19 protein-coding genes and 1 pseudogene are annotated in these 20,224 nt (G+C 48.7%); 6 read left to right on the top strand and 14 right to left on the bottom strand.

Translation table 11 applies throughout. The annotated features are described in order from the left end of the window. Nucleotides 1-1,000: DDE transposase (locus tag ACFO8Q_RS08420; RefSeq protein ID WP_380025328.1), on the bottom strand; the 1,000-nt coding region annotated here is incomplete at its 3' end. 206 nt (nucleotides 1,001-1,206) lie between these two features. Further along, nucleotides 1,207-1,452 carry a hypothetical protein gene (locus tag ACFO8Q_RS08425; RefSeq protein WP_380025329.1) on the bottom strand — a complete coding sequence of 82 codons (246 nt, stop codon included), beginning with the start codon at nucleotides 1,450-1,452 and terminating at the stop codon, nucleotides 1,207-1,209. Between the two features lie 156 nt (nucleotides 1,453-1,608). Here ACFO8Q_RS08425 and ACFO8Q_RS08430 point away from each other — a divergent pair, with 156 nt between their 5' ends. Continuing rightward, nucleotides 1,609-3,345, top strand: a complete 1,737-nt coding sequence (locus ACFO8Q_RS08430; RefSeq protein ID WP_380025330.1) for an Rqc2 family fibronectin-binding protein — start codon at nucleotides 1,609-1,611, stop codon at nucleotides 3,343-3,345. Nucleotides 3,346-3,485: 140 nt separating this feature from the next. Here ACFO8Q_RS08430 and ACFO8Q_RS08435 read toward each other — a convergent pair whose 3' ends face one another. After that, on the bottom strand, nucleotides 3,486-3,719 hold the full coding sequence (locus ACFO8Q_RS08435) for a hypothetical protein (RefSeq protein WP_380025331.1): 234 nt from the start codon (nucleotides 3,717-3,719) through the stop codon (nucleotides 3,486-3,488). Nucleotides 3,720-3,850: 131 nt separating this feature from the next. Here ACFO8Q_RS08435 and ACFO8Q_RS08440 point away from each other — a divergent pair, with 131 nt between their 5' ends. From ACFO8Q_RS08440 to ACFO8Q_RS08450, 3 genes are read left to right on the top strand one after another with little or no spacing between them, the layout of a single operon-like run. Beyond that, the gene (locus ACFO8Q_RS08440; protein WP_380025332.1) at nucleotides 3,851-4,879 is read left to right on the top strand and encodes an ABC transporter ATP-binding protein; all 1,029 of its coding nucleotides are present in this window, start codon (nucleotides 3,851-3,853) and stop codon (nucleotides 4,877-4,879) included. Next, nucleotides 4,857-5,657, top strand: coding sequence for an ABC transporter permease (locus ACFO8Q_RS08445; protein ID WP_380025333.1), 801 nt, complete (start codon nucleotides 4,857-4,859; stop codon nucleotides 5,655-5,657). The genes ACFO8Q_RS08440 and ACFO8Q_RS08445 overlap by 23 nt, the downstream gene beginning before the upstream one ends. Before the next feature lie 2 nt (nucleotides 5,658-5,659). Then, nucleotides 5,660-6,463 carry an ABC transporter permease gene (locus tag ACFO8Q_RS08450; protein WP_380025334.1) on the top strand — a complete coding sequence of 268 codons (804 nt, stop codon included), beginning with the start codon at nucleotides 5,660-5,662 and terminating at the stop codon, nucleotides 6,461-6,463. 199 nt (nucleotides 6,464-6,662) lie between these two features. Here ACFO8Q_RS08450 and ACFO8Q_RS08455 read toward each other — a convergent pair. The 6 genes and pseudogenes from ACFO8Q_RS08455 to ACFO8Q_RS08480 all read right to left on the bottom strand — a co-directional run. Then, nucleotides 6,663-6,737, bottom strand: a pseudogene (locus ACFO8Q_RS08455) (putative holin-like toxin); the annotation flags it as partial. Nucleotides 6,738-6,937: 200 nt separating this feature from the next. Beyond that, a complete protein-coding gene (locus ACFO8Q_RS08460; RefSeq protein WP_380025335.1) occupies nucleotides 6,938-7,420 on the bottom strand; it encodes a hypothetical protein in 483 nt (160 codons plus the stop codon). Nucleotides 7,421-7,445: 25 nt separating this feature from the next. Continuing rightward, a complete protein-coding gene (locus ACFO8Q_RS08465) occupies nucleotides 7,446-9,119 on the bottom strand; it encodes an ABC1 kinase family protein (protein ID WP_380025336.1) in 1,674 nt (557 codons plus the stop codon). Nucleotides 9,120-9,163: 44 nt separating this feature from the next. Further along, nucleotides 9,164-10,660, bottom strand: a complete 1,497-nt coding sequence (locus tag ACFO8Q_RS08470) for an aldehyde dehydrogenase family protein (protein WP_380025337.1) — start codon at nucleotides 10,658-10,660, stop codon at nucleotides 9,164-9,166. A gap of 4 nt (nucleotides 10,661-10,664) precedes the next feature. Then, entirely contained in the window at nucleotides 10,665-11,081 is a 417-nt protein-coding gene (locus ACFO8Q_RS08475; RefSeq protein ID WP_380025338.1) for a hypothetical protein, read from the bottom strand. Between the two features lie 17 nt (nucleotides 11,082-11,098). Further along, nucleotides 11,099-12,196: a Zn-dependent alcohol dehydrogenase gene (locus tag ACFO8Q_RS08480; RefSeq protein WP_380025339.1), complete on the bottom strand. Its 1,098-nt coding sequence runs from the start codon at nucleotides 12,194-12,196 to the stop codon at nucleotides 11,099-11,101. A gap of 261 nt (nucleotides 12,197-12,457) precedes the next feature. Between ACFO8Q_RS08480 and ACFO8Q_RS08485 the strand changes: the two genes are divergently transcribed. Both ACFO8Q_RS08485 and ACFO8Q_RS08490 read left to right on the top strand, forming a co-directional pair. After that, entirely contained in the window at nucleotides 12,458-13,504 is a 1,047-nt protein-coding gene (locus tag ACFO8Q_RS08485; RefSeq protein WP_380025340.1) for a LuxR C-terminal-related transcriptional regulator, read from the top strand. Between the two features lie 89 nt (nucleotides 13,505-13,593). Further along, the gene (locus tag ACFO8Q_RS08490; RefSeq protein WP_380025341.1) at nucleotides 13,594-14,478 is read left to right on the top strand and encodes a R2-like ligand-binding oxidase; all 885 of its coding nucleotides are present in this window, start codon (nucleotides 13,594-13,596) and stop codon (nucleotides 14,476-14,478) included. Between the two features lie 253 nt (nucleotides 14,479-14,731). On the opposite strand, the gene ACFO8Q_RS08495 is transcribed toward ACFO8Q_RS08490, so the two are convergent. From ACFO8Q_RS08495 to pdhA, 5 genes are all read right to left on the bottom strand, one after another. Beyond that, nucleotides 14,732-14,983 carry a hypothetical protein gene (locus ACFO8Q_RS08495; protein WP_380025342.1) on the bottom strand — a complete coding sequence of 84 codons (252 nt, stop codon included), beginning with the start codon at nucleotides 14,981-14,983 and terminating at the stop codon, nucleotides 14,732-14,734. 292 nt (nucleotides 14,984-15,275) lie between these two features. Then, nucleotides 15,276-16,688, bottom strand: coding sequence for a dihydrolipoyl dehydrogenase (lpdA, locus tag ACFO8Q_RS08500; protein WP_380025343.1), 1,413 nt, complete (start codon nucleotides 16,686-16,688; stop codon nucleotides 15,276-15,278). A 4-nt stretch (nucleotides 16,689-16,692) separates the two neighbouring features. Continuing rightward, nucleotides 16,693-18,072: a dihydrolipoamide acetyltransferase family protein gene (locus ACFO8Q_RS08505; RefSeq protein WP_380025356.1), complete on the bottom strand. Its 1,380-nt coding sequence runs from the start codon at nucleotides 18,070-18,072 to the stop codon at nucleotides 16,693-16,695. A 35-nt stretch (nucleotides 18,073-18,107) separates the two neighbouring features. Continuing rightward, complete coding sequence (locus ACFO8Q_RS08510; RefSeq protein ID WP_380025344.1) at nucleotides 18,108-19,088, bottom strand: alpha-ketoacid dehydrogenase subunit beta; 981 nt, start codon at nucleotides 19,086-19,088, stop codon at nucleotides 18,108-18,110. Between the two features lie 3 nt (nucleotides 19,089-19,091). After that, nucleotides 19,092-20,180: a pyruvate dehydrogenase (acetyl-transferring) E1 component subunit alpha gene (pdhA, locus tag ACFO8Q_RS08515; protein ID WP_380025345.1), complete on the bottom strand. Its 1,089-nt coding sequence runs from the start codon at nucleotides 20,178-20,180 to the stop codon at nucleotides 19,092-19,094. Nucleotides 20,181-20,224: the final 44 nt, after the last annotated feature.

The following is a 20,224-nucleotide window of genomic DNA, read 5'->3' on the forward strand; positions in this document are numbered from 1 at the left end:
CGTGTTCCAGCAGGGTATAGATCGGGAGGGCGTCGTGGGCCGAGTCCAAGATCGCCTCTCCCACTTTCCAATCCGGAAACCAGTGACGAAGTTCCCGGTATCCGCAAATCCAGGACACGGAGTCATGCCGGCTGGCGCGAAACAGTCGCGGATAGACCGGCAGATCGCAGGGACTGTCCGCAGCACAAAACATGTAGAGGGTTCGACCGTAGTAATATTTCTCACGGTAGCTGTCCCAGCCCCAATCGGCATCGGGATCCGAGAACTGGCGCTCACAGGAACATTTCCAATTGCCTTTTTTCCGGCAGTCGCAAAGGAATTTTCCGTACGCCCGCGCTCCCGTTTCAACGGGGGAGCCATCTCCGATGACGCGAAAGGAAGAGGTGTTGCCCAGCAACCCTTTGGCGGCAGACGGAAGCACAAACAAGGTTTGAAACAGTTGTTGAAGCAGGTCGTGGGCTTTCGGAGAGTAGTGAATTTTGTCGGAACGCAGGGCACGAGCGACCAATTTTTCCGTGATCTTGGGGTTTCTTGGCTCTTGCTTCTCATTTTTCTTGCCTTTCTTTCTGGGTTTTTTGAGTTTTCGCTTGATCCGCTTGGTGAGATGCGGAGAAGCCGCGAGCCACAGCCGATTGAAGAAATCGTAGAACGTTCCGACACCCGGAGTGGAATCCGGAGAAAAACCGCTGAGAATGGCGTAAATCGGCATCGTACGAAGCGAACAAACCCACTCATCTACACTCATCTGAAGCTTAGTCATCAAGAGAGTACTGCGAAGCAAATCGGCTGGATCACGGGGTTTCCTTCCTTTCGTCTTGGAGGAATAGCGATCTTTGAGCAAAGAAGCGGTCTGGGACAGATTGATCGAAGTGACCCAGAAAATCAAATCAGCGAAGAACTTTTGCAGGAGTTCCTTGGATGCGGGATTGTTGTACTCTACATCAAGTTGTTCAACAACGAACTGCAGGTAGGCTTCATGAGAACGAGCAACAGGAATCATGAACATCACCAAACCGTCTAGTAGTAGGCAATTAGATGCCTCCATCGCGATTGTTGGGGTGATTTGAAAAAGTCAAGAGGAAAATTTGTTCGCACTCCTGTTTTGGGGGTGAAACAATAAATGGCCCTAGTCAAGAGACTAGAGCCAGCAAGGGAAATTTAATTCCGAGAGTCTTAGAAAGAGGTGAGGGGGTGGTCAACTTTTCTCTAAAGCCCCGAAACAATATTTGAAGTCTTAATCCCTTCTTCGGCGAGCTCAGCCCAGTTTTCAAGTCGTTCTGCGTTTTCCTCTTTACGAGCTGCAAGAGTTAAGAAATAGTGAGGGTCTTCAACAGACAACTCCAAGTTTGTCCTTTCATGCGTATATCTCTCAAAAGCACTACGGTAGTGTTCTGCTTCAGAACGGAATTGTTGCGCACACTTCTCCAGCCAACCAACAAACCAATGCTTCATAAGTTCCCTCCAAATTTGATTTCAATGGAAACCTCTTCTAATTGTCATTTAGGATCTCCAAAACACAAATAAAAAAAAGCCAGGTTCCTCTCCACCCGTTTGACGAACTCCCCGCCTCCCCGTATACTTTGGAGTGACTTATAGGAGGTGTGGACTATGGCGTTTGATGGAATCGTTCTCCGCGCAGTAACACATGAACTGAATGAAACAATTCTGGGTGGTCGCGTGGACAAAATCTATCAGCCGCTGCCCCGTGATCTTCTTCTGACAGTACGGAACCAAGGGCGGAATTACCGTTTGCTGCTTTCCGCCAACCCTACGTTTCCGCGAGTCTATTTAACGGAACGTTACAAAGGTCAAAATCCGACTGAACCGCCGATGTTCTGCATGCTTCTGCGCAAGCACTTCGAAGGCGGTCGGATCACAAAGATTGAACAGGTCGGAAACGAGCGGATTCTCTTATTCAACGTTGAGAACAGAGACGAATTGGGAGATGTCAGCGAGAAGCAGCTGGTAGTGGAAATCATGGGCCGCCACTCCAATATCATCCTGCTTGACCCACAGACAAAGCGTATACTGGACGGAATCGTTCATGTAAATTTCGGAACAAGTCGTCACCGGGAAGTCCTACCGGGTCGTACCTATGTGGCACCCCCGGAACAGGAAAAAATCTCCCCGTTTGAGGAGACGACATCCGGTTTCTTTGCGAAACGGCAGCCCGACGAAAGCCCTTTTGAGAAATTCCTGGTCAACAACTACAGCGGAATCTCGCCCTTGATCGGCCGCGAATTGGTCCACCGATTGCAGGAGCCTCCATTGGCCCCTTCTCACCTAGCAGACAACGAATGGGACGTCTTCAACAACTTCGTAGAATCGTTGCGACAGCATCACTACTTACCAACTGTGGTCATCGACCAGGAAGGCAAACCCAAGGCATTTTCCGCAATCAAGCTGTCACATTTAGCGGGAACGGTGCAGGAATGGGAGAGTATTTCCGCTTGCATGGAGCAGTTTTTTGAGGAAAAATCGTGGCGGGATACCGTCCGGCAAAAAGCGGGCGATATCGAGCGAATCCTCGTCTCCGAATTGGAGAAAGACCGCAATAAAATCGCCAAGTTTAAAGAATCCATCCAGGAAGCGGCGGAAGCGGACAAGTACAGAGTTTGGGGAGAATTGATCACCGCTAGCCTTTATCAATTGGAAAAAGGGCAAACGGAAGCGCGAGTGACCAATTTTTATGAAGAGGAGATGCCGGAAGTTGTGATTCCGCTGGATCCTCAACTCTCTCCCTTGGAGAACGCTCAGGCCTATTTCAAGAAATACAACAAAGTCAAAAAATCGATCCCCATTCTCGAGGAACAAATCCAGCAAACAACCGAGCAGATCACGTATCTTGAGGGCGTCCTCCAAATGCTCTCTACTGCCGGCCTGCAGGACTTGGAGGAAATTCGCGAGGAACTGGAGCAGGAAGGAATCCTGAAAGCAACCAGGAAACCCGGCGGCCAGAAGAAAAAACAAGCGGCCAGCCAGCCGGAACGCTTCCGTTCAAGCGATGGAATCGATATCTACGTGGGAAAAAACAACAAACAAAACGATTACCTGACGATGAAAATGGCACATTCGGCCGATACGTGGCTTCATACAAAAGACATCCCCGGTTCTCATGTGGTGATTCGGGCCAAGGATGTACCGGAAACTACTCTGTTGGAAGCGGCCCAGTTGGCTGCCTATTTCTCGAAAGCCCGGGAATCAAGCCAGGTTCCGGTCGATTACACACTGATCAAAAATGTCTGGAAACCAAACGGTGCAAAACCGGGCATGGTATTATACGAAGCCCAGAAAACGTTGTACGTGACACCCGATCCGTCAGCAGTCGAGAAACTGAAAATCTAGATCTTTGGGTTCCCATTCGGCACTCCTACTGTCTTTTCGGGTCCCCACGGAAGTACTCGGATTACGCTTCGAAGCTTCTCGTCACTTTCGTGGGTAAAATACTGCCCGGCACCTCAGTGATGCCGGGCTCCCGTATAGGGTTAATGCTGTCGTCGTGCGATGACAGTATAACCGTCGTGGTGACCGCCCTTCGCATAATGACTAAATCCCTGTCGCTCCAGCAGACCAAACAACGCATCCGCCTGAATCGAGTCAGATGCCTCCATTACGATGGTGAGTTTTTCATTGTTGTCAATTTCCGACAAAACCCGCTGCAGCCGTTTCAGATCGTGTCCCGTGATTGTGCCGCCAACATGAAAATACAAGTCCCCCATCGTGTGGCCCCCTTTAACAAGGATTCCTATACGGGTCATTCGGATTGTTCCCCGTTCTCCTTTCTTTCATCCGCCGCTCCCTTTCCTGTGGTAGAATCTATTTATTGAGCTCCAAGAGAAGGTGGTACAACATGCCAATTATTGAAGTGAACGAACTCCGCAAAGAGTTCAAACGATTAATTCCGAAAAAGGGGCCTTTCGCCTCGATCCGGAACTTGTGGAACACAAATTACTCGGTTCATACAGCCGTAAACAATATCAGCTTTTCAATTGGGAAAGGGGAACTGGTGGGCTACATCGGGCCGAACGGTGCGGGAAAATCGACCTCCATCAAAATGCTCACCGGGATCCTCGTACCCACTTCCGGAGATATACGGGTGGCCGGTCTTGTGCCGTTCAAGCAGCGGAAGGAGCATGCTGCAAATATCGGAGTCGTCTTCGGCCAGAAAACCCAACTCTGGTGGGACATCCCGGCAATCGAAAGCTACCGGGTTCTAAAAACAATCTACCGGATTCCGAATGAGATCTATAACCGGAATCTTGACATGTTCCGCGAACTGCTGGATCTGCATGAATTTGAAAATACTCCCGTGCGCCAGCTGTCACTTGGCCAACGGATGCGTGCGGATCTCGCTGCCGCCCTGCTGCACGATCCCGAAATTTTGTTTCTGGATGAACCGACGATCGGTGTCGATGTCTTGGCAAAAGAAAAACTCCGCACCTTCATCCGGGAAATCAACAAGGACCGGAAGGTAACCGTCCTTTTGACCACCCATGACATGACCGACATTGAGAAGCTGTGCAGCCGTGTCATGATTATTGATGACGGCCAGATCCTCTACGACGGATCAATAGATCAGTTGAAAAATAGCTTTGGCGGTGAGCGGACTCTGGTAATCGAATTGGAAGACGGGTTCGATCCTGTCGGCCTCGATCTTTTGCATACACGCCTTGTAAGGGAAGAAGGTACACGCATATGGCTTTCGTATGACAAAGAAAAAATCTCCGCCTCCCAGCTCATGCTGGAATTGGCCCGAACGCACCGGATTCGCGATCTGTCCGTGGAGGAGCCGGAAATCGAATCGGTAGTCAGACAAATTTATGAGTCCGGACTTCAACGGAAGAAGGGGGATTCGCATGCCGCTCTTCTGGATATTTAGCCGGCAGGGCTTTCTGAATCTGTCCGCTTACAGAGTGAACTTCTGGTCGGAAATGTTTGCTCTGTTTGTGCAGATCTTTGTGGTAATGACGCTCTGGAAGGTGTTGCACAACCAGGCCCCGCCCATTTTCGGCACCATCAGCCTGGAGGCCATGATCACCTATGCCGTGATTGGCATGATCCTGAATATGATTCTGACAACGGACATGGGTCCGCATCAATATCTGTCTGCGCAGATCAAGTCGGGAATGATCACAAGCGATCTGCTCCGGCCGCTTGATTTTCCGCTTCACATGATCCTGCGGTTTTCCGGGGAAACGATGGCTCGTACAGTCTTTTATGTGATGCCTCCGCTTATTGCGTCTTACCTGTTGTTTGATTTGACGCTTCCGGCCGGCATCGGGCAGCTTGGCTGGTTTTTATTGAGCCTCGTTTTTTCCTGGTTGATTCTGTTCTTTTGCAATTTTCTGTTTGGTTTGATCTCGTTCAAAACTCTCGATCTAGTGGGTTTTTTCTTTACCTATTGGGCCATGATGCGGTTTCTGTCCGGGCAATTGATTCCAATTTGGCTCTATCCCGACTGGATGCAGAAAATCATTTTGTATTTGCCGTTCCAATCGATCTTTTATACACCGCTTTCGATTTACATCAACAAGCTGACTGGCGCTGAAGTCTGGCAAGCGGTTCTCCAGCAAGCCATTTGGACTGTGATTCTCTATGCATTTGTTCGGCTGGCATGGAGCCGCATTCACCGTCAGCTCGTGGTACAGGGGGGATAGAGATGCACTCGCTCCGCGTTTATGGCAGTATGATTCGGGCATCGATTATCTCGCGAATGCAGTACCGGGCCGATTTTCTGATGGGAATCCTGGGGGTATTCGTCTTGAACGGAGCCACCCTTGGAACCACTTGGGTGCTGCTGCAGCGCTTTGAGAACCTGAACGGATGGACATTCTGGGAGATCGTGTTTCTCTATAACTTGTGGCTGTTGGGGCACAGCTTCCGGGCGATTTTCTTCCGTCAGGTCTCGATGCTTGACGATTATATCGTCCAGGGAACGTTTGACAGCTTCTTGACCCGTCCCGCCTCGCCGCTGGTTCAGTTTCTCGGGCGGGAAGTCCATTATCTCGGAGTGGGGGATCTGATTTTATCTTCCACCATGTTAACCCTTGCCTACCAGAACCTTGGACTGAACTGGTCGCTGGGGATGTTTGGGTGGTTTGCATTGATCGTGCCTGCCTCCACGGCGGTTGAAGTTTCCCTGGTCCTGATGCTGTCCACCATTGCATTCAAGACCACCCGGTCCCGCGCCATAGTCCAGGCGGCCACCCAGTTCAGCTTCAATCTGGTTCAGCAGTACCCGCTTGATATGTTCGGGCGTGGGGTAAAAGCAATTGTCACATTTGTTTTACCGTTCGCATTTATGAACTACTATCCAAGCCTCTTATTGCTTGGGAAATGGGATAAAGCGGGCGGCTACCCGATCCTTGCCTATGCATCTCCTGCAGTCGCCCTGATCCTATGTATCCTTGCATACTTCGTATGGCGATGGGGGATTCGGCACTATCAGAGTACGGGATCGTGATGCTTTGGAATTTTACATTCGGATATTTTGTGGTAACATAGAGATAGAAAATGAGTAGCATAATAAATAAAGCTTCTATCGAAGCACCTTCACAGAAGAAGGGGCGTCGAGTAGAGGAATCTTTCTTTGACAGCCCTTCAAGAGGGCCGGCTCGATAACTCGTTGGAATAGACCGCTGAGCTACCTACTCAAGAGCGGTCTATTTTCTTTTCTGGAACGACAGTACTGCGATCACCAACATCCCAAACGTAATCATTAAGGAAATTGCCTCGTATACCGTAACCGGCTCGCCAGGCGTGAAGTTTCATAGATTTCGGAGGGATTGATTCCCGTCCCTCAAAGTAGTGTCAAAGATCGTAATTCGTTTGCTCATCGAATTCCCTCCATTTTGTTGGATAAATAAAAAAACTGACCCACCCTCTCCTCAAGAGACGATAGGTCAGGAACCACCGCGGTACCACTCCCGGGCGAGTTTCAGGAGTCCACTGACTGCGTCGCACCATCCCGCAGCTCTCTGTACAAATGGTTGTTCCTTACTGCTCCAATGTGCCGTTCAAGCAAGTTTGTTAACCTGACCAGCATCTCTCTCAACCTCGCCACCTCAACCTCCAAATCATCCATTCGCTTATTATGTAGAAGTTCTATCCCTTCTCTCAATCCCTGTCCGATCTCTTTTCCGATCCGACTATACCGCTCTTCTTCCTGGTACTGTTTTGACATACGTTGGATTTTATTGTCAGCTAGCCAGTCAATAATAAGCGAAGTTGATTTATCTTCTATAAAAGCATCACACAAAGCATCCATTATGGTTTCTTTCTTCCCCTTCACACCATGATCTTTTCCATTAAGAAGATGCTGCTCCAGGATTCGCTCGATATCAGGATTTCCTGGTCCTCCGCTCTGTTTATAAAACGCTTGGATCCGCTCTTCCATCGTCATTTTCTTGTCCGCTGTCATGTTTCATCTCTCCTTACGTTGGAAATCAAGCCCGTTTGGAACGAAGAATTCTCCAAAGCAAATACACTGTTATGACTCCCGAAACGACTAATGCAGCGTCCGCGAAAAAAGGGACAAGCGTGCTCGAGACTCTACCTACCGCAAAAGCTTGCAGGATGCTTCCTCCAATGAAAAAAGCGCCTGCCAGCCCAGTGAGGGAAATGCGGTTCACCATTTTATTGACTACATCAATCGAGCTGTCGCTAATTTTGGTTTCTACAGTAAATTTCATATGATTCCAGGCCAGGCGTTCAAGAATTTTGTTCATTCTTCGAGGGAAGGTTCCCAGCAGCTTATATGTTTCTGTCAGTAAACTCGCATTTGGGCGATAGTTGAAACGACGTGAGGTCCAGTTTTTGATAATGTTGACATCGGCTGTTTCTACAACACTGTGGAAGCTGATCTCCGGGCACAGCCAACGCGCTGTTCCTTCCGCAGCTGAGAACCCCTTCGCCCAAAGGGCAAGACCGCTGGGAATTTTACAGTAATTCTTCATTCCGATTGTTATAATCGACATCGTTAAATTTCCCCAGTTGTAAATGGATGCCTGATTGCTGTTCACGTATTGAATCATCATGGAGCGCATCTGGTCTTTAAGTTTTACAGGATCTGTGTAGATTGTCTGATCAAGAACGTCCATGACGCACTCTACAGCATCCTCTGCCTGGTTCACCCGAATGTGCATAAGCATCCGAAACAGCGCTTCTGTATGTAGGGAGTCCATCCGTCCAGTCATTCCGAAATCAATCAGTACACACTTCTTGGTGTTCTTATCAACTAGAATGTTGGAGCCATGCGGGTCGCCATGGTAATACCCGTTTAAGAACGTTTTAATATAATAGTGGGCTAAATCAGTCATGCGAAGCAAGCGCTCTTCAAAAGAGAAAAAATCGACCGGAAATTCCTTGAGCGACCATCCGTCAACAAACTCTTGTACCAATACTTTTTTCGTTACAAGATAGACTTCAGGAATATGCAATGTCTCGAACTCTTCTGCTACCTTCCTGTGATCCTCCATCGCAGAAGCTTCGTTCTCCATATTCAGTTCACTCAAAGAACTGCTGTAGTAATCATTAATCAGATCAGGTAAATTTACAGAGGCTTGGAGCGAACGGGGAAGAATCTGCTGTACGAGTTTCACCAGCTTCCTGATAACCGCAATGTCCGTTTGAAATAATCGATCTACGTTCGGGCGCACCACCTTTACCGCGCACTCTTTCCCTCCTCTCAATTTCGCTCGGTATACCTGGGCAAGAGACGCAGAGCCTAATGGTTCAGGATCAATCCATTCGAAGGTTGCAATCCCTGCAGGCAATTCCTCAGATAAAATCGCTTGAATATGCTGAAAAGCAATGGGAGGAACCTCATCAAGCAGGGTGCTCAGTTCTTCGGTAATTTCGGGAGGAAGAAGCTCTTGCCTTGTAACCAGTACCTGCCCAAGCTTGATAAACGTAGGCCCCAGTTCTTCAAAAGCCATCCGCATTCTTTTCCCGACCTCACGCATATTTGTACGGGATCCAAACAGATGAAGAAGCCCATGCTTTCCAAGCACAGAGACAATCGTGCGAAATCTTGAGGCCTTCGTGATTTTCGACCTTTCTTTCTCCTTCTTGTCCAGCGATGTTCTTATTGCAGGCTTTTGTTCCTGTAACCCATACATTCGCTTTTCACCTCATCGTTCTTATCCCGCTTGCGATCGGGATTTTAGAAGTATGTCATCGGCGATTCGTTAACATCGATCACCACGGATTTCGTCTCCAGATAAGCGTCAAGCGCCTGCGAACCGAGTTCTCGTCCCAATCCGCTCTGTTTAAATCCTCCAAAAGGAGCCGTAGGTGTTAAAACCTGATAGGTGTTAACCCAAATGGTTCCTGATCGAATCTGTTTCACAGTACGGAGGGCACGCTTTATATCTTTTGTCCAAACGGCGGCAGCAAGTCCGTAAATTGTATCATTCGCCATCTGTATTACTTCTTCTTCCGTATCGAAAGGAATGACGCATACAACCGGACCAAAAATCTCCTCCTTTGCTATAACCATATTAGTGGTTACGTCTGCAAAAACAGTGGGTTCAATAAAATACCCTTTGCTCAGCCCTTCCGGTTTTCTCCCGCCGGTCATGAGACGGGCCCCCTGCTCCTGCCCGACTTGAATATATTTCTCTATTTTCTCCAGCTGCTCACTACTGATGACAGGGCCAATATCTGTAGTAAAATCCGTCCCAGGTCCACATTTTAATTCGGTAGCACGTTGTGCCAAACGTGTTAGGAATGAATCATAAATCTGACTCTGCACGAAGACGCGCGTTCCGGCCTGGCAAACCTGACCGGAATTTAAGAAAATTCCGAACATCGCTCCGGAGACAGCCTCTTCAAGATCCGTATCCGCAAAAACGATATTTGGTGACTTTCCGCCTAATTCCAGTGTTACACGCTTAATATGCTGAGCGGCAGAAGCCATTATATGACGGCCGGTTGCAGTCTCACCAGTGAACGCGATTTTAGGTACATCGGGATGGCTTACCAGAGCCTTCCCTGCTTCATCCCCTCCTGGTATCACATTTACGACACCTTCAGGAACACCTGCATCATGGATAATTTCGGCCAGTTTAAGAGCGGTTAAAGGTGTTTGCGGAGCCGGCTTCAATACAATTGAACATCCGGCAGCCAACGCTGGGGCGATTTTCCATGCAGGCATCAAAAGCGGAAAGTTCCACGGAGTAATGAGGCCTGCAACGCCAATCGGCTCTTTTAATGTGAGTGTTAGATAATCCTGGGGCCCTCCTGTCATATTAAAAGGAAGAGTCTGCCCGCTTTCGCGGGATGTGAGGCCGGCAAAGTAATCAAATGTATCAGCGGCCAGCGGGACTTCCATAAACATAGCTGTATTAATCGGCATTCCGTTTTCCAGTGATATAAGCTCAGCCAGTTTGTGCTGAGATTCACGAATTAACTGTGCCACCCTTGAGAGGATCCTTCCTCTCTCAAGGACAGTCATTGCCAGCCAGCGCCGTTCTTTAAATGCATCATTCGCTGCTTTAACAGCATGTTCTACATCCTCGCTCTCGCAAAAAGCCACTTCGGTAATGGTTTCGCCGTTTGCCGGATTGATAACAGGAAAAGTTTTTCCTGAAGCAGCGTCTACCCACTTCCCATTAACAAAAAGACTATTCCGAAAATTTGAAGTGTTAGTCTCAATCATTCTGCTAGTCCTCCAGTAAATCTTCCCTATTGATTTGCACAAGATAATCTCTGTACATTCCATAGAGTGGCTGAAGTGCAGGCACTACCTTAAGCGCTTTCGACAATGGTCCCACGGCCTGCATTTGCTGACGAGCGAGAGCCTGTGTCAGATCAACCTTCCCAAGCCAGAACCGATGGCCCACATCGGCATTCATTTTAAAAGTTAGAAGGGGCTGAACATCCGTCTCTCCTAAAATCAGATTTGCCTCCCCATTCCCACTCTCCGGAACCATAGTCACTTTTCCATCCGGATTATTGTATATATACTGTACCGGTCCACCTACCTGATTAATTACTTTTGCCGGCTCAGTATCCATAATCGATCTAAAATATTCTCCTAACACGTTGTACAACTCTTCAGAATCCTTAAAGTACGGCATATCATTTCCTCCCTGGATTAAAATTTTATTATTCCTCTTGCTACCTTCCCATCTACCATATCTTGAAACGCCTCGTTGATTTGGGATAAATCATATGACTTTGACATCAGCTCATCAAGCTTCAGTTTACCCGCCTTGTACAAGTCCAGAAGCCTGGGTAAATCCACCCGCGGGTTTGCCTGTCCATACCAGGTTCCAGTTAAGGTTTTAGCCTGTGAGGGAATAGAAAAGGCATTAATGGATACCTCTGCATTGGGAGGAGCTACTCCGACGACAACCGCCGTTCCCGTTTTTCGGAGACAGTTGTATGCCTGTGCTATCGTTTCCGGTCGGCCGATGACTTCAAAGGCATATTCGGCACCTAGCTGATCCGTATAATCAAGCACGCTCATGACAACGTCCTTTTCTTTTGCGTTAATAGTATGAGTCGCCCCAAACGTTCTGGCTAGACTCAGTTTTCCGTCCACCAGATCAACCGCAATAATTTTTTCCGCACCTGCGAGTGCAGCTCCTTGAATCACATTGAGTCCAACTCCACCCGCGCCGATCACCACGACACTACTCCCGGGTCGAACTTTTGCCGTGTTAATTACAGCACCTACTCCGGTCATTACCCCGCATCCGACGAGGGCTGCCAGCTCTAGTGGAACGTCTTTGCGAATCGGAATCGCGCTTTCTTGAGGGACAGTTGTATATTCAGCAAAAGTTCCCGTCATGCTGAACTGATGTACATCCTCTCCATTCAAACTGAATCGGGTCGTGCCGTCCCGCTGCGCTCCGCTAATCGCTAAAGCAGCAGCTGTATCACACATATCATAACGGCTAATCTTGCAGAAATAGCATTCGCCACATTCAGGCACCCAGGATAATACAACATGATCCCCTGGTTGCACACGGGTTACGCCTTCCCCTACCGCTTCTACTACTCCCGCCCCTTCATGCCCCAGAATAATAGGAACCGGTAATGGAAGATCCGCCTTGATTACATGCAGATCACTGTGGCATACACCTGCGGCGGCAATTTTAATTAAAACCTCACCCGGCTTAGGATCCATAAGCTCTACATCCACTGTTTGGACTGGCTGTTCATATTCAAATAAAACCGCTGCTTTCAATGCAATCTCCCCCTTCATCCGAAAATTAAAGCGCTTTCTTTATACATTCTGTCATTACTCACCTTTATGGTCTATCCCGTAAATTTGGGGGATTCCTCTTTTACGGCTAAGGTCAGTAAGAGAAAACCTGAATCCGTAAGGGCTTGACTTGAAATCTCTTATAAGAAAGGGAATAATTAGGGTGAGATTATAGTTGTCAAAATAGTTGTAATTTTACGATGATAGATAATAATGTTACCATTATGAAACGGAGGGACGTTTATGTTAATTCCATCCCTTTCAGCAGCACTTGCTTCCGCATTTCAGTCTTTCTCGCTTCCCGATGAAATTGACTGGATGGCTCTGGTAAAGCGTACAGGCCAGAGCTTTACGCTTCTAAATGCTATGGGAAACACTCCTTATTTTTTTGAGAAATCGAACGAAATTGCAACTTCCCCAACAGAAGCAATCGTGTTGCCTTGCACCTCAGAATATGAAATCTGGTTAAAAACCATGTCTCTCACATCCATAGCTCCACTGCACCACCTTCAAGAATTTCTACATAGATTGCAATTCATTTTTCATTCAAATAATCACCTTAAAAGATTATCAGATGAACATTTCCTCTATGAAAAAACATCCAAATTCTACAAGAATATCTTGAGTACCCGAAAATCTGAAGTTCTTCAAACAACGGCAGACTTATTCGCTGAACTCCTAGACTTTAAACGTGTAGCATTGTTTGCCTATTCACAGAAACAGCAAACCTTTCACGGTGTTGTCGGACACAATTTAAAGAATGACTTAATCAAGCAAATCAGTGAGCCATGGAGCAATATCCCCTTTGCTCCCCTTATACTAGCCACTGTTATGCCTGCCTTTATGCCGGAAGTGTCCGGATCCAATGGCCTGCCTGAGCGGTATGTGGACCAATTCGGCCTTACCTCCCTTGTTGTTGTACCATTAACGGCAAACAATCAATTTATCGGAGCTGCCCTACTTGACCACGGCGGCGATTTCTTTGAGCCTTCCGGAGAAGTCCTTCAAGCTTGCATGCAGTTTGGTACTCATATCGGGGGCATTATTCACCAACATACAACCGAAATCGGGAGCCATTTTTCATGGAGAGTCGATCGACCTCTAAGCCCTCGTGAGATTGAGGTAATTCAACTCGCCGCGCTTGGTGAAAGTACAAAGGAAATCGCAGCCGATCTCGGATTGAGCGACTATACGGTTCGCGATTACCTAACATCCGCCGTTGAGAAGCTAAACGCGAGGAATCGAACGGAAGCTGTTGCCATTGCCATGCGTATGGGGATTATCCATTGAGCGTATCCCCGTTTTTTTTCGGGGTAGGAATCGACTTTCTTTTTCGTTACCCTGTGGATACACAAAAAATATTTTAGGGAGGCAAACATATGAATCGACAATACCAATCGACTACCGGGCTGGATACCAACTCTCTTCCGTTTCGTCTGTACCAAAAAGCTAAAATGTTCGGTCAATGGGATCCGTTAGCGATTGACTTTTCGAAGGATAAAGAAGACTGGAAGCGGTTTTCCGCAGATGAGCGCCACTTTATCTTACTGGTACTCTCCCAATTTCAAGCGGGGGAGGAAGCTGTCACCGTGGATTTGCTTCCACTCGTTATGGCTATCGCGGAGCAAGGTCACCTTGAGGAAGAGATGTATCTGACTACATTCCTTTTTGAAGAGGCCAAGCACGTGGAATTTTTCCGTCTTTTCTTTGATTCTGTCGGACATACAGAGGAACTTGCACCGAACACATCAGAAAACTACAACCGGATTTTCTCTATCGAACTTCCTACCGCTATGAAGCGTTTGCGAACGGATACTTCACCTGAAGCAATTGCAAATGCATCCGTGACCTATAACATGTTTGTAGAAGGTGTCCTGGCGGAAACAGGTTACTACGGATTCCAGCAATCATGTGCCAGAAATAATATTCTGCCCGGATTGCTGGCAGGACTCGAACACACCAAGAGGGATGAATCCCGCCATATCGGATATGGTACATTCCTTCTCCAGCGGCTGATTAGCCAGGACGGGGATTTGTTTGATTTCGTGTCTCAGAGAATGTCCGAACTGATGCCGCTGGCAATGGGACTTATCGAGGATAACTATGCACACTATGAAACCCCTCCTTTTGGAGTCGATGCTGATGAATTTATTAACTATGCACTGAAGCAGCTAGGCGTACGTTTGGAAGTGCTTGAGCGAGCACGGGGAAAAACAATGAGCGAGCTTTACAGGATGAAAGAGTCGGAAGTTGGAATCGCTTAACCCTTCCCTTTTGTAAACGGATACAAAAACTAACAAGCAGGCTATTCCCGGTTTAGCACGATCGGGAGCCTGCTTTTCTATGTTGGGAAGTGTCCACCTGTTCTTCACTATCTGTCGTTAAGAAATCAGGGTCCCCGTATTGCGAAAGCTTTCCCAAATTGAAAAAGATGTTGAGAGTCTTAAAGGAAGCCTTATTCGCCTCAAGGATTCTTGGAAAAAAAGCCACACGCTGAACAGTGTGGCCTGAACACTTTTATAGATCATACCCGGTACGCGGTATTTCATTGACACCATTCTGTGAATTTTCGATTGTTGCGTCAATGGTCCCCTCGCGATAGGAATCCATGACCTGAACATACGTTGTCATCAGAGCCCCTTCCGGATTGTCATCGTCCTTGGTCATGCGGTTCACATCTTTGGCTCCCTCTTGGCCGAGAACCCCTGCAGCTCTCAGCAATGCTTGCGAGTTGTAGCCTTGATCCGCATATTGTTCCTGTTCCACCATCGATCCCCCACCTTCCGTATCAGTGTCTGTTTTAAGTTTTCCTGATGGACCAAAAACATACGCAGAAAAACCGGGATTGGGACCGCAAAATAATAGACGGGTTCAGTGTTAATGGATTTCCAGGGTCTTATTTTCCCTTATTCTGAAAATAAACTATCAGAATAGCGGAATAAGACCGCGAAAAACCGTTATACCATCTCGAGTCCCGAAGGCGACGTGAAAACCTAATAGAATCTACTTTCACTTCGAAAAAAAATGGCCAACCAGTGTGAACTGGCTGACCCTCTCAATTTTATTTTGTAATCGTGTGAACTCCATGACCGAGCGCATTCTCGGCTGCTTCCATTACCATTTCGCCAAGGGTCGGATGCGCATGAATCGTAAGGGCGATATCTTCCAGTGTCGCGCCCATCTCGATTGCAAGACCGATTTCCGCAATCAGATCAGGTGCACCGGGTCCTACGATCTGTCCGCCGAGAACCACTCCGCTTTCTTTGTCCGCCACAACTTTCACAAATCCTTCGTTCGCATTGAGCGACAGAGCGCGTCCGTTCGCAGCATAATTGAATTTCCCGGTCGCTACCGTGTAACCCTTTTCTTTCGCTTCCGTTTCGCTCAGTCCTACGCTCGCAATTTCCGGATCGCAGAATACGATTGCCGGAATGCACTTGTAGTCCACCACGCTTGGATGTCCCGCGAGTACTTCCGCAGCGACTTTCCCTTCGTAGGATGCTTTGTGAGCCAAAGCCGGTCCCGCAACCACGTCGCCGATTGCATATACGTTCTCAATGTTGGTCTTGCACTGATGATCCACAAGGATATACCCGTGCTCATCTTTCTTAAGTCCAATCTGCTCGAGTCCCAATTCGTCCGTGTTCGGAACACGTCCCACCGTAACAAGCAGGTAGTCGGCCGTGATTTCCTTCTCTTCGCCGCCAACTTCATACTTCACGATTACACTGTCATCCGTTTGGGTTGCTGAAAGCGCCTTTGCTTTGGTGTAGACTTCTACGCCGTCTTTTTTCATCTTGCGCTGCACCCAACGGACAATCTCATTTTCAAAAAGGGGCAGTATCTGATCGGCACCCTCGATAACAGTCACCTTCGTCCCGAACTTGGCGAACGTTTGGCCCAATTCAATTCCGATATAGCCGCCGCCAATGACGACCATGCTCTTCGGAATCTCAGGGAGGTTCAGTGCTTCGGTCGAGGACACGATGCGTCCGCCAAACGGGAATGCTCTCAATTCGATCGGACGAGATCCCGTTGCAATGATGCAGTGATTGAACTTGTAACGGTTAAACTCATTCCCTTGGTAAATCCGAACTTCACTTTCTGAAACGAACAGCGCTTCCCCTTGTATCACTTCCACGCCGTTTCCTTTCAATAAAGCACCGACACCGCCGGTTAACTTGTTCACAACACCTTGTTTCCAAGCTTGCACCTTGGAAAAGTCAACTTTTACACCTTCTGCCGAAATCCCCATATCATCCGAGTGGGATGCCTCTTCATACCGGTGTGCAGCTGAGATCAAAGCCTTGCTCGGGATACATCCACGGTTGAGACATACCCCGCCAAGCTCTGCACGATCCACAATCATAACCTTCTTGCCGAGCTGAGCAGCCCGGATCGCAGCAACGTAACCACCCGGTCCGGCACCCAAGACAAGCACATCAATTTCAGTACTGAATTCTCCTACTACCATGTTTTTAGACCTCCATCAACATCATCTGCGGATCTTCCAGCAGCTGTTTGATGTGATTCATAAAGTTTTGAGCGGTAGCTCCGTCAATCAGGCGATGGTCAAAGCTCAAAGACAATGCCATAACGGGTGCTACTTGAATTTCACCGTTTGCCACGACCGGCTTTTCAGTGATCCGTCCGGTGCCGAGAATCGCCACTTCCGGATAATTGATGACCGGAGTGAAGAACATACCGCCTGCAGATCCGATATTCGTAATCGAGAAAGTACTGCCCTTCAATTCGTTCGGTGCAAGTTTGCCCTCACGTCCACGGCCCGCCAGATCGCGGATTTCGTTGGCAATCGTCCACATGCTCTTGCGATCGGCATCAAACACTACCGGAACGATCAAGCCGTTGTCCGTATCGGTTGCAATTCCGATATGGTAGCTGTATTTGTACACGATTTCGCTCTTCTCGTCATCAATTGACGCGTTGAGCGAAGGGAATTGACGCAATCCGCTGACAACCGCTTTGACAACGAAAGGCAAATAGGTGAGCTTGGTTCCTTTTTTCTCGGCAGCCGGCTTGAGATCGGAACGGAGCTCAACCAGCTTTGCAACATTCACTTCGTCCATGATTGTTACATGAGGCGCCGTGTAGACCGACTTCGCCATCGCGTTTGCGATCACCTTGCGAATACCGCGAAGCGGCACTCGCTCTTCAACCACACCGGTTACAGGACCCTTAGGCTGTCCGGCAGGCTGATCGGCAGCAGCTTGAGCAGCAGGAGCCTCAGCTGCCTGAACCGCCTCAGCATTGGCCTCCGCAGCTTCAACCGGTGCAGCCTGTTGTACAGCTTCTCCGGTCTTCGCCCGCAGGACATCGTCTTTCGTAATGCGACCGTTCGGACCGGTACCCTGTACAGTGTTGATATCCACACCTTGCTCACGAGCAAACTTGCGAACGCTCGGCATAGCCAGAACATCACGGTTTACCGGCGCAAGAGCAGTTCCGGGGGCAGCAGTAGGTGCAACTGCAGCCGGTTGCTGTGCAGCAGCAGCTGCTGGTGCGGCCGGATCCGGCTGAGCAGGAGCGGGTGCTGCCGCCGCAGGTTCCGCAGCAGGAGCTTCTGCATGACCATGTACAGCCTGCGGCGGAACGGTACCCTCCACTTCAAAGGTTACCAGGGTGGTTCCAACAGTTGTAACGGTTCCTTCCGGAACTTTGATTTCCAGAACCTTGCCTTTTACAGGACTTGGAATTTCAACTACCGCTTTATCGTTTTGCACTTCGAGGATCGCCTGGTCTTCTTCCACTGTATCCCCAGGCTTGATATGCCACTTTACAATTTCACCTTCGTGAATTCCTTCTCCAATATCGGGAAGCTTAAATTCAAACGTGCTCATTTGTTGTACACTCACCTGTCTGACCTCCTTCACTTTTAGAAATCAAGAACTTCGTTGATCGCTTTTAAGACACGAGCAGGGTCAGGGAGCCACTCATCTTCGATTTGAGCGAACGGATAAGGAGTCTCCGGTGATGTCACACGCAGGACAGGAGCCTCAAGATGCAATACCCCTTTTTCCATCAACTGAGCCACAACTTCTGCCGCGACTCCGGAATTGCGCGGTGCTTCCTGAACCACGACCGCACGTTTCGTCTTTTGCACGGAAGCGAGAATCGTATCAATATCAAGCGGTGCTACGGTCCGCAGATCGATGACTTCAATTTTTGCCCCGCGGGCTTTCTCCGCTTCGGCTGCCGCTTTCAATGAAGTGTGCACCATGGCCCCGTAAGTAATAATGGTAGCGTCTGTGCCCTCTTGCACTACGTTTGCCTTGCCGATCGGAACGGTATATTCGCCTTCCGGAACTTCACCGCGGAAGGAACGGTATAACTTCATATGCTCAAGGAAAATAACCGGGTCATTGTCACGGATCGCCGAGATCAACAGACCTTTTGCATCATAAGGATTGGATGGAATGATAACCTTAACGCCGGGAGTTTGGGCCATTAACCCTTCCAGACTGTCTGCATGAAGTTCCGGGGTTTTCACACCGCCGCCAAACGGCGAACGAAACACGATCGGGCTGGAATAGCGTCCGCCGGAACGGAAGCGCATGCGTGCCGCTTGTGCCGCAATTTCATCGAACACTTCAAAAACGAATCCGAAAAATTGAATTTCAGCTACCGGCCGGAATCCTTGCAGTGCGAGACCGACTGCCAATCCGCCGATCCCCGACTCCGCAAGCGGGGTATCAAATACACGGTCTTCGCCAAACTCTTTCTGAAGACCGTCAGTAGCCCGGAATACCCCTCCGTTTTTCCCAACGTCTTCACCAAACACCAGAACGTTCGAATCGCGCTGAAGCTCAACGCGCATAGCATCAGTAATCGCTTGAATCATGGTCATTTGAGCCATGGATTACTTCCCCTCCTTGGCCAGAAATTCCTGTTTCTGTTCTTCCATATGAGGCGGTGTGGTTTCAAACACACTGTCAATCAAATCCGGCACTTTCATCTTCGGATATTCATCCGCTTTCTTAATTGCATCCGCAACTGCATTTTTTGCTTCTTCAATTACAGCATCTTCGTCCGCTTGCGTCCAGAGACCTTTGCCTTCCAGATACTTACGGAAGCGAATCAGCGGATCTTTTTGTTCCCATTCGTTGGCCTCTTCACCGGTGCGGTAACGGGTCGGATCGTCACCGGCCATTGTGTGCGGTCCGTAACGATAGGTAAGGGATTCGATCAATGTAGGTCCTTCCCCGTTGCGGCCACGCTCAGCAGCATCGGACACAGCCTTGTACACAGCAAGAATATCCATTCCGTCCACTTGAACGCTGGTGATACCTGCTGAAACCCCTTTATGAGCAAGCGTTTGAGCTTTTGTTTGCTTTTCGATCGGAGTCGAGATCGCATACCGGTTGTTTTGGATGATAAAAATCGCCGGCACGTTATACGCACCCGCAAAGTTGATTCCCTCATAGAAATCGCCCTGCGAGGTACCTCCGTCACCGATAAAGGTAATGGCCACATTCTTCTTGCCGCGCAGTTTGAAGCCCATTGCAACACCGGCTGTTTGAACGATTTGGGCCCCGATAATGATCTGCGGCATCAGAACATTGACACCTTCCGGGAACTGGCCGCCGTGCTGGTGTCCACGGGAATACAGGAAAGCTTGGTAGAGAGGCCATCCGTGCCAAACGGCCTGCGGGATATCCCGATAGCTTGGCAGGATAAAATCTTCTTTTTGCAAAGCGAACTGGCTGCCGATCATGGTTGCTTCCTGACCTGCAACCGGAGCATAGAAGCCAAGACGGCCTTGTCGGTTCAAGCTGATTGCCCGTTGGTCCCAAACGCGAGTGAAGACCATTCGGCGCATCAGTTCCCGAAGCTGCTCATCTGTCAGGTTCGGCATCAATTTTTGGTTCTTGACTTTTCCGTCTGGTGAGATAATCTGGAGCGGGGTAAATTTTTCCGAATTTGCTACCTCAATCAATCCGGTACTCATTTAGAATCACCTCTTGTTCCAATATTGAAAATTGGATATATGCG

The organism is Effusibacillus consociatus, assembly GCF_042652925.1.
GTDB lineage: Bacteria > Bacillota > Bacilli > Tumebacillales > Effusibacillaceae > Effusibacillus > Effusibacillus consociatus.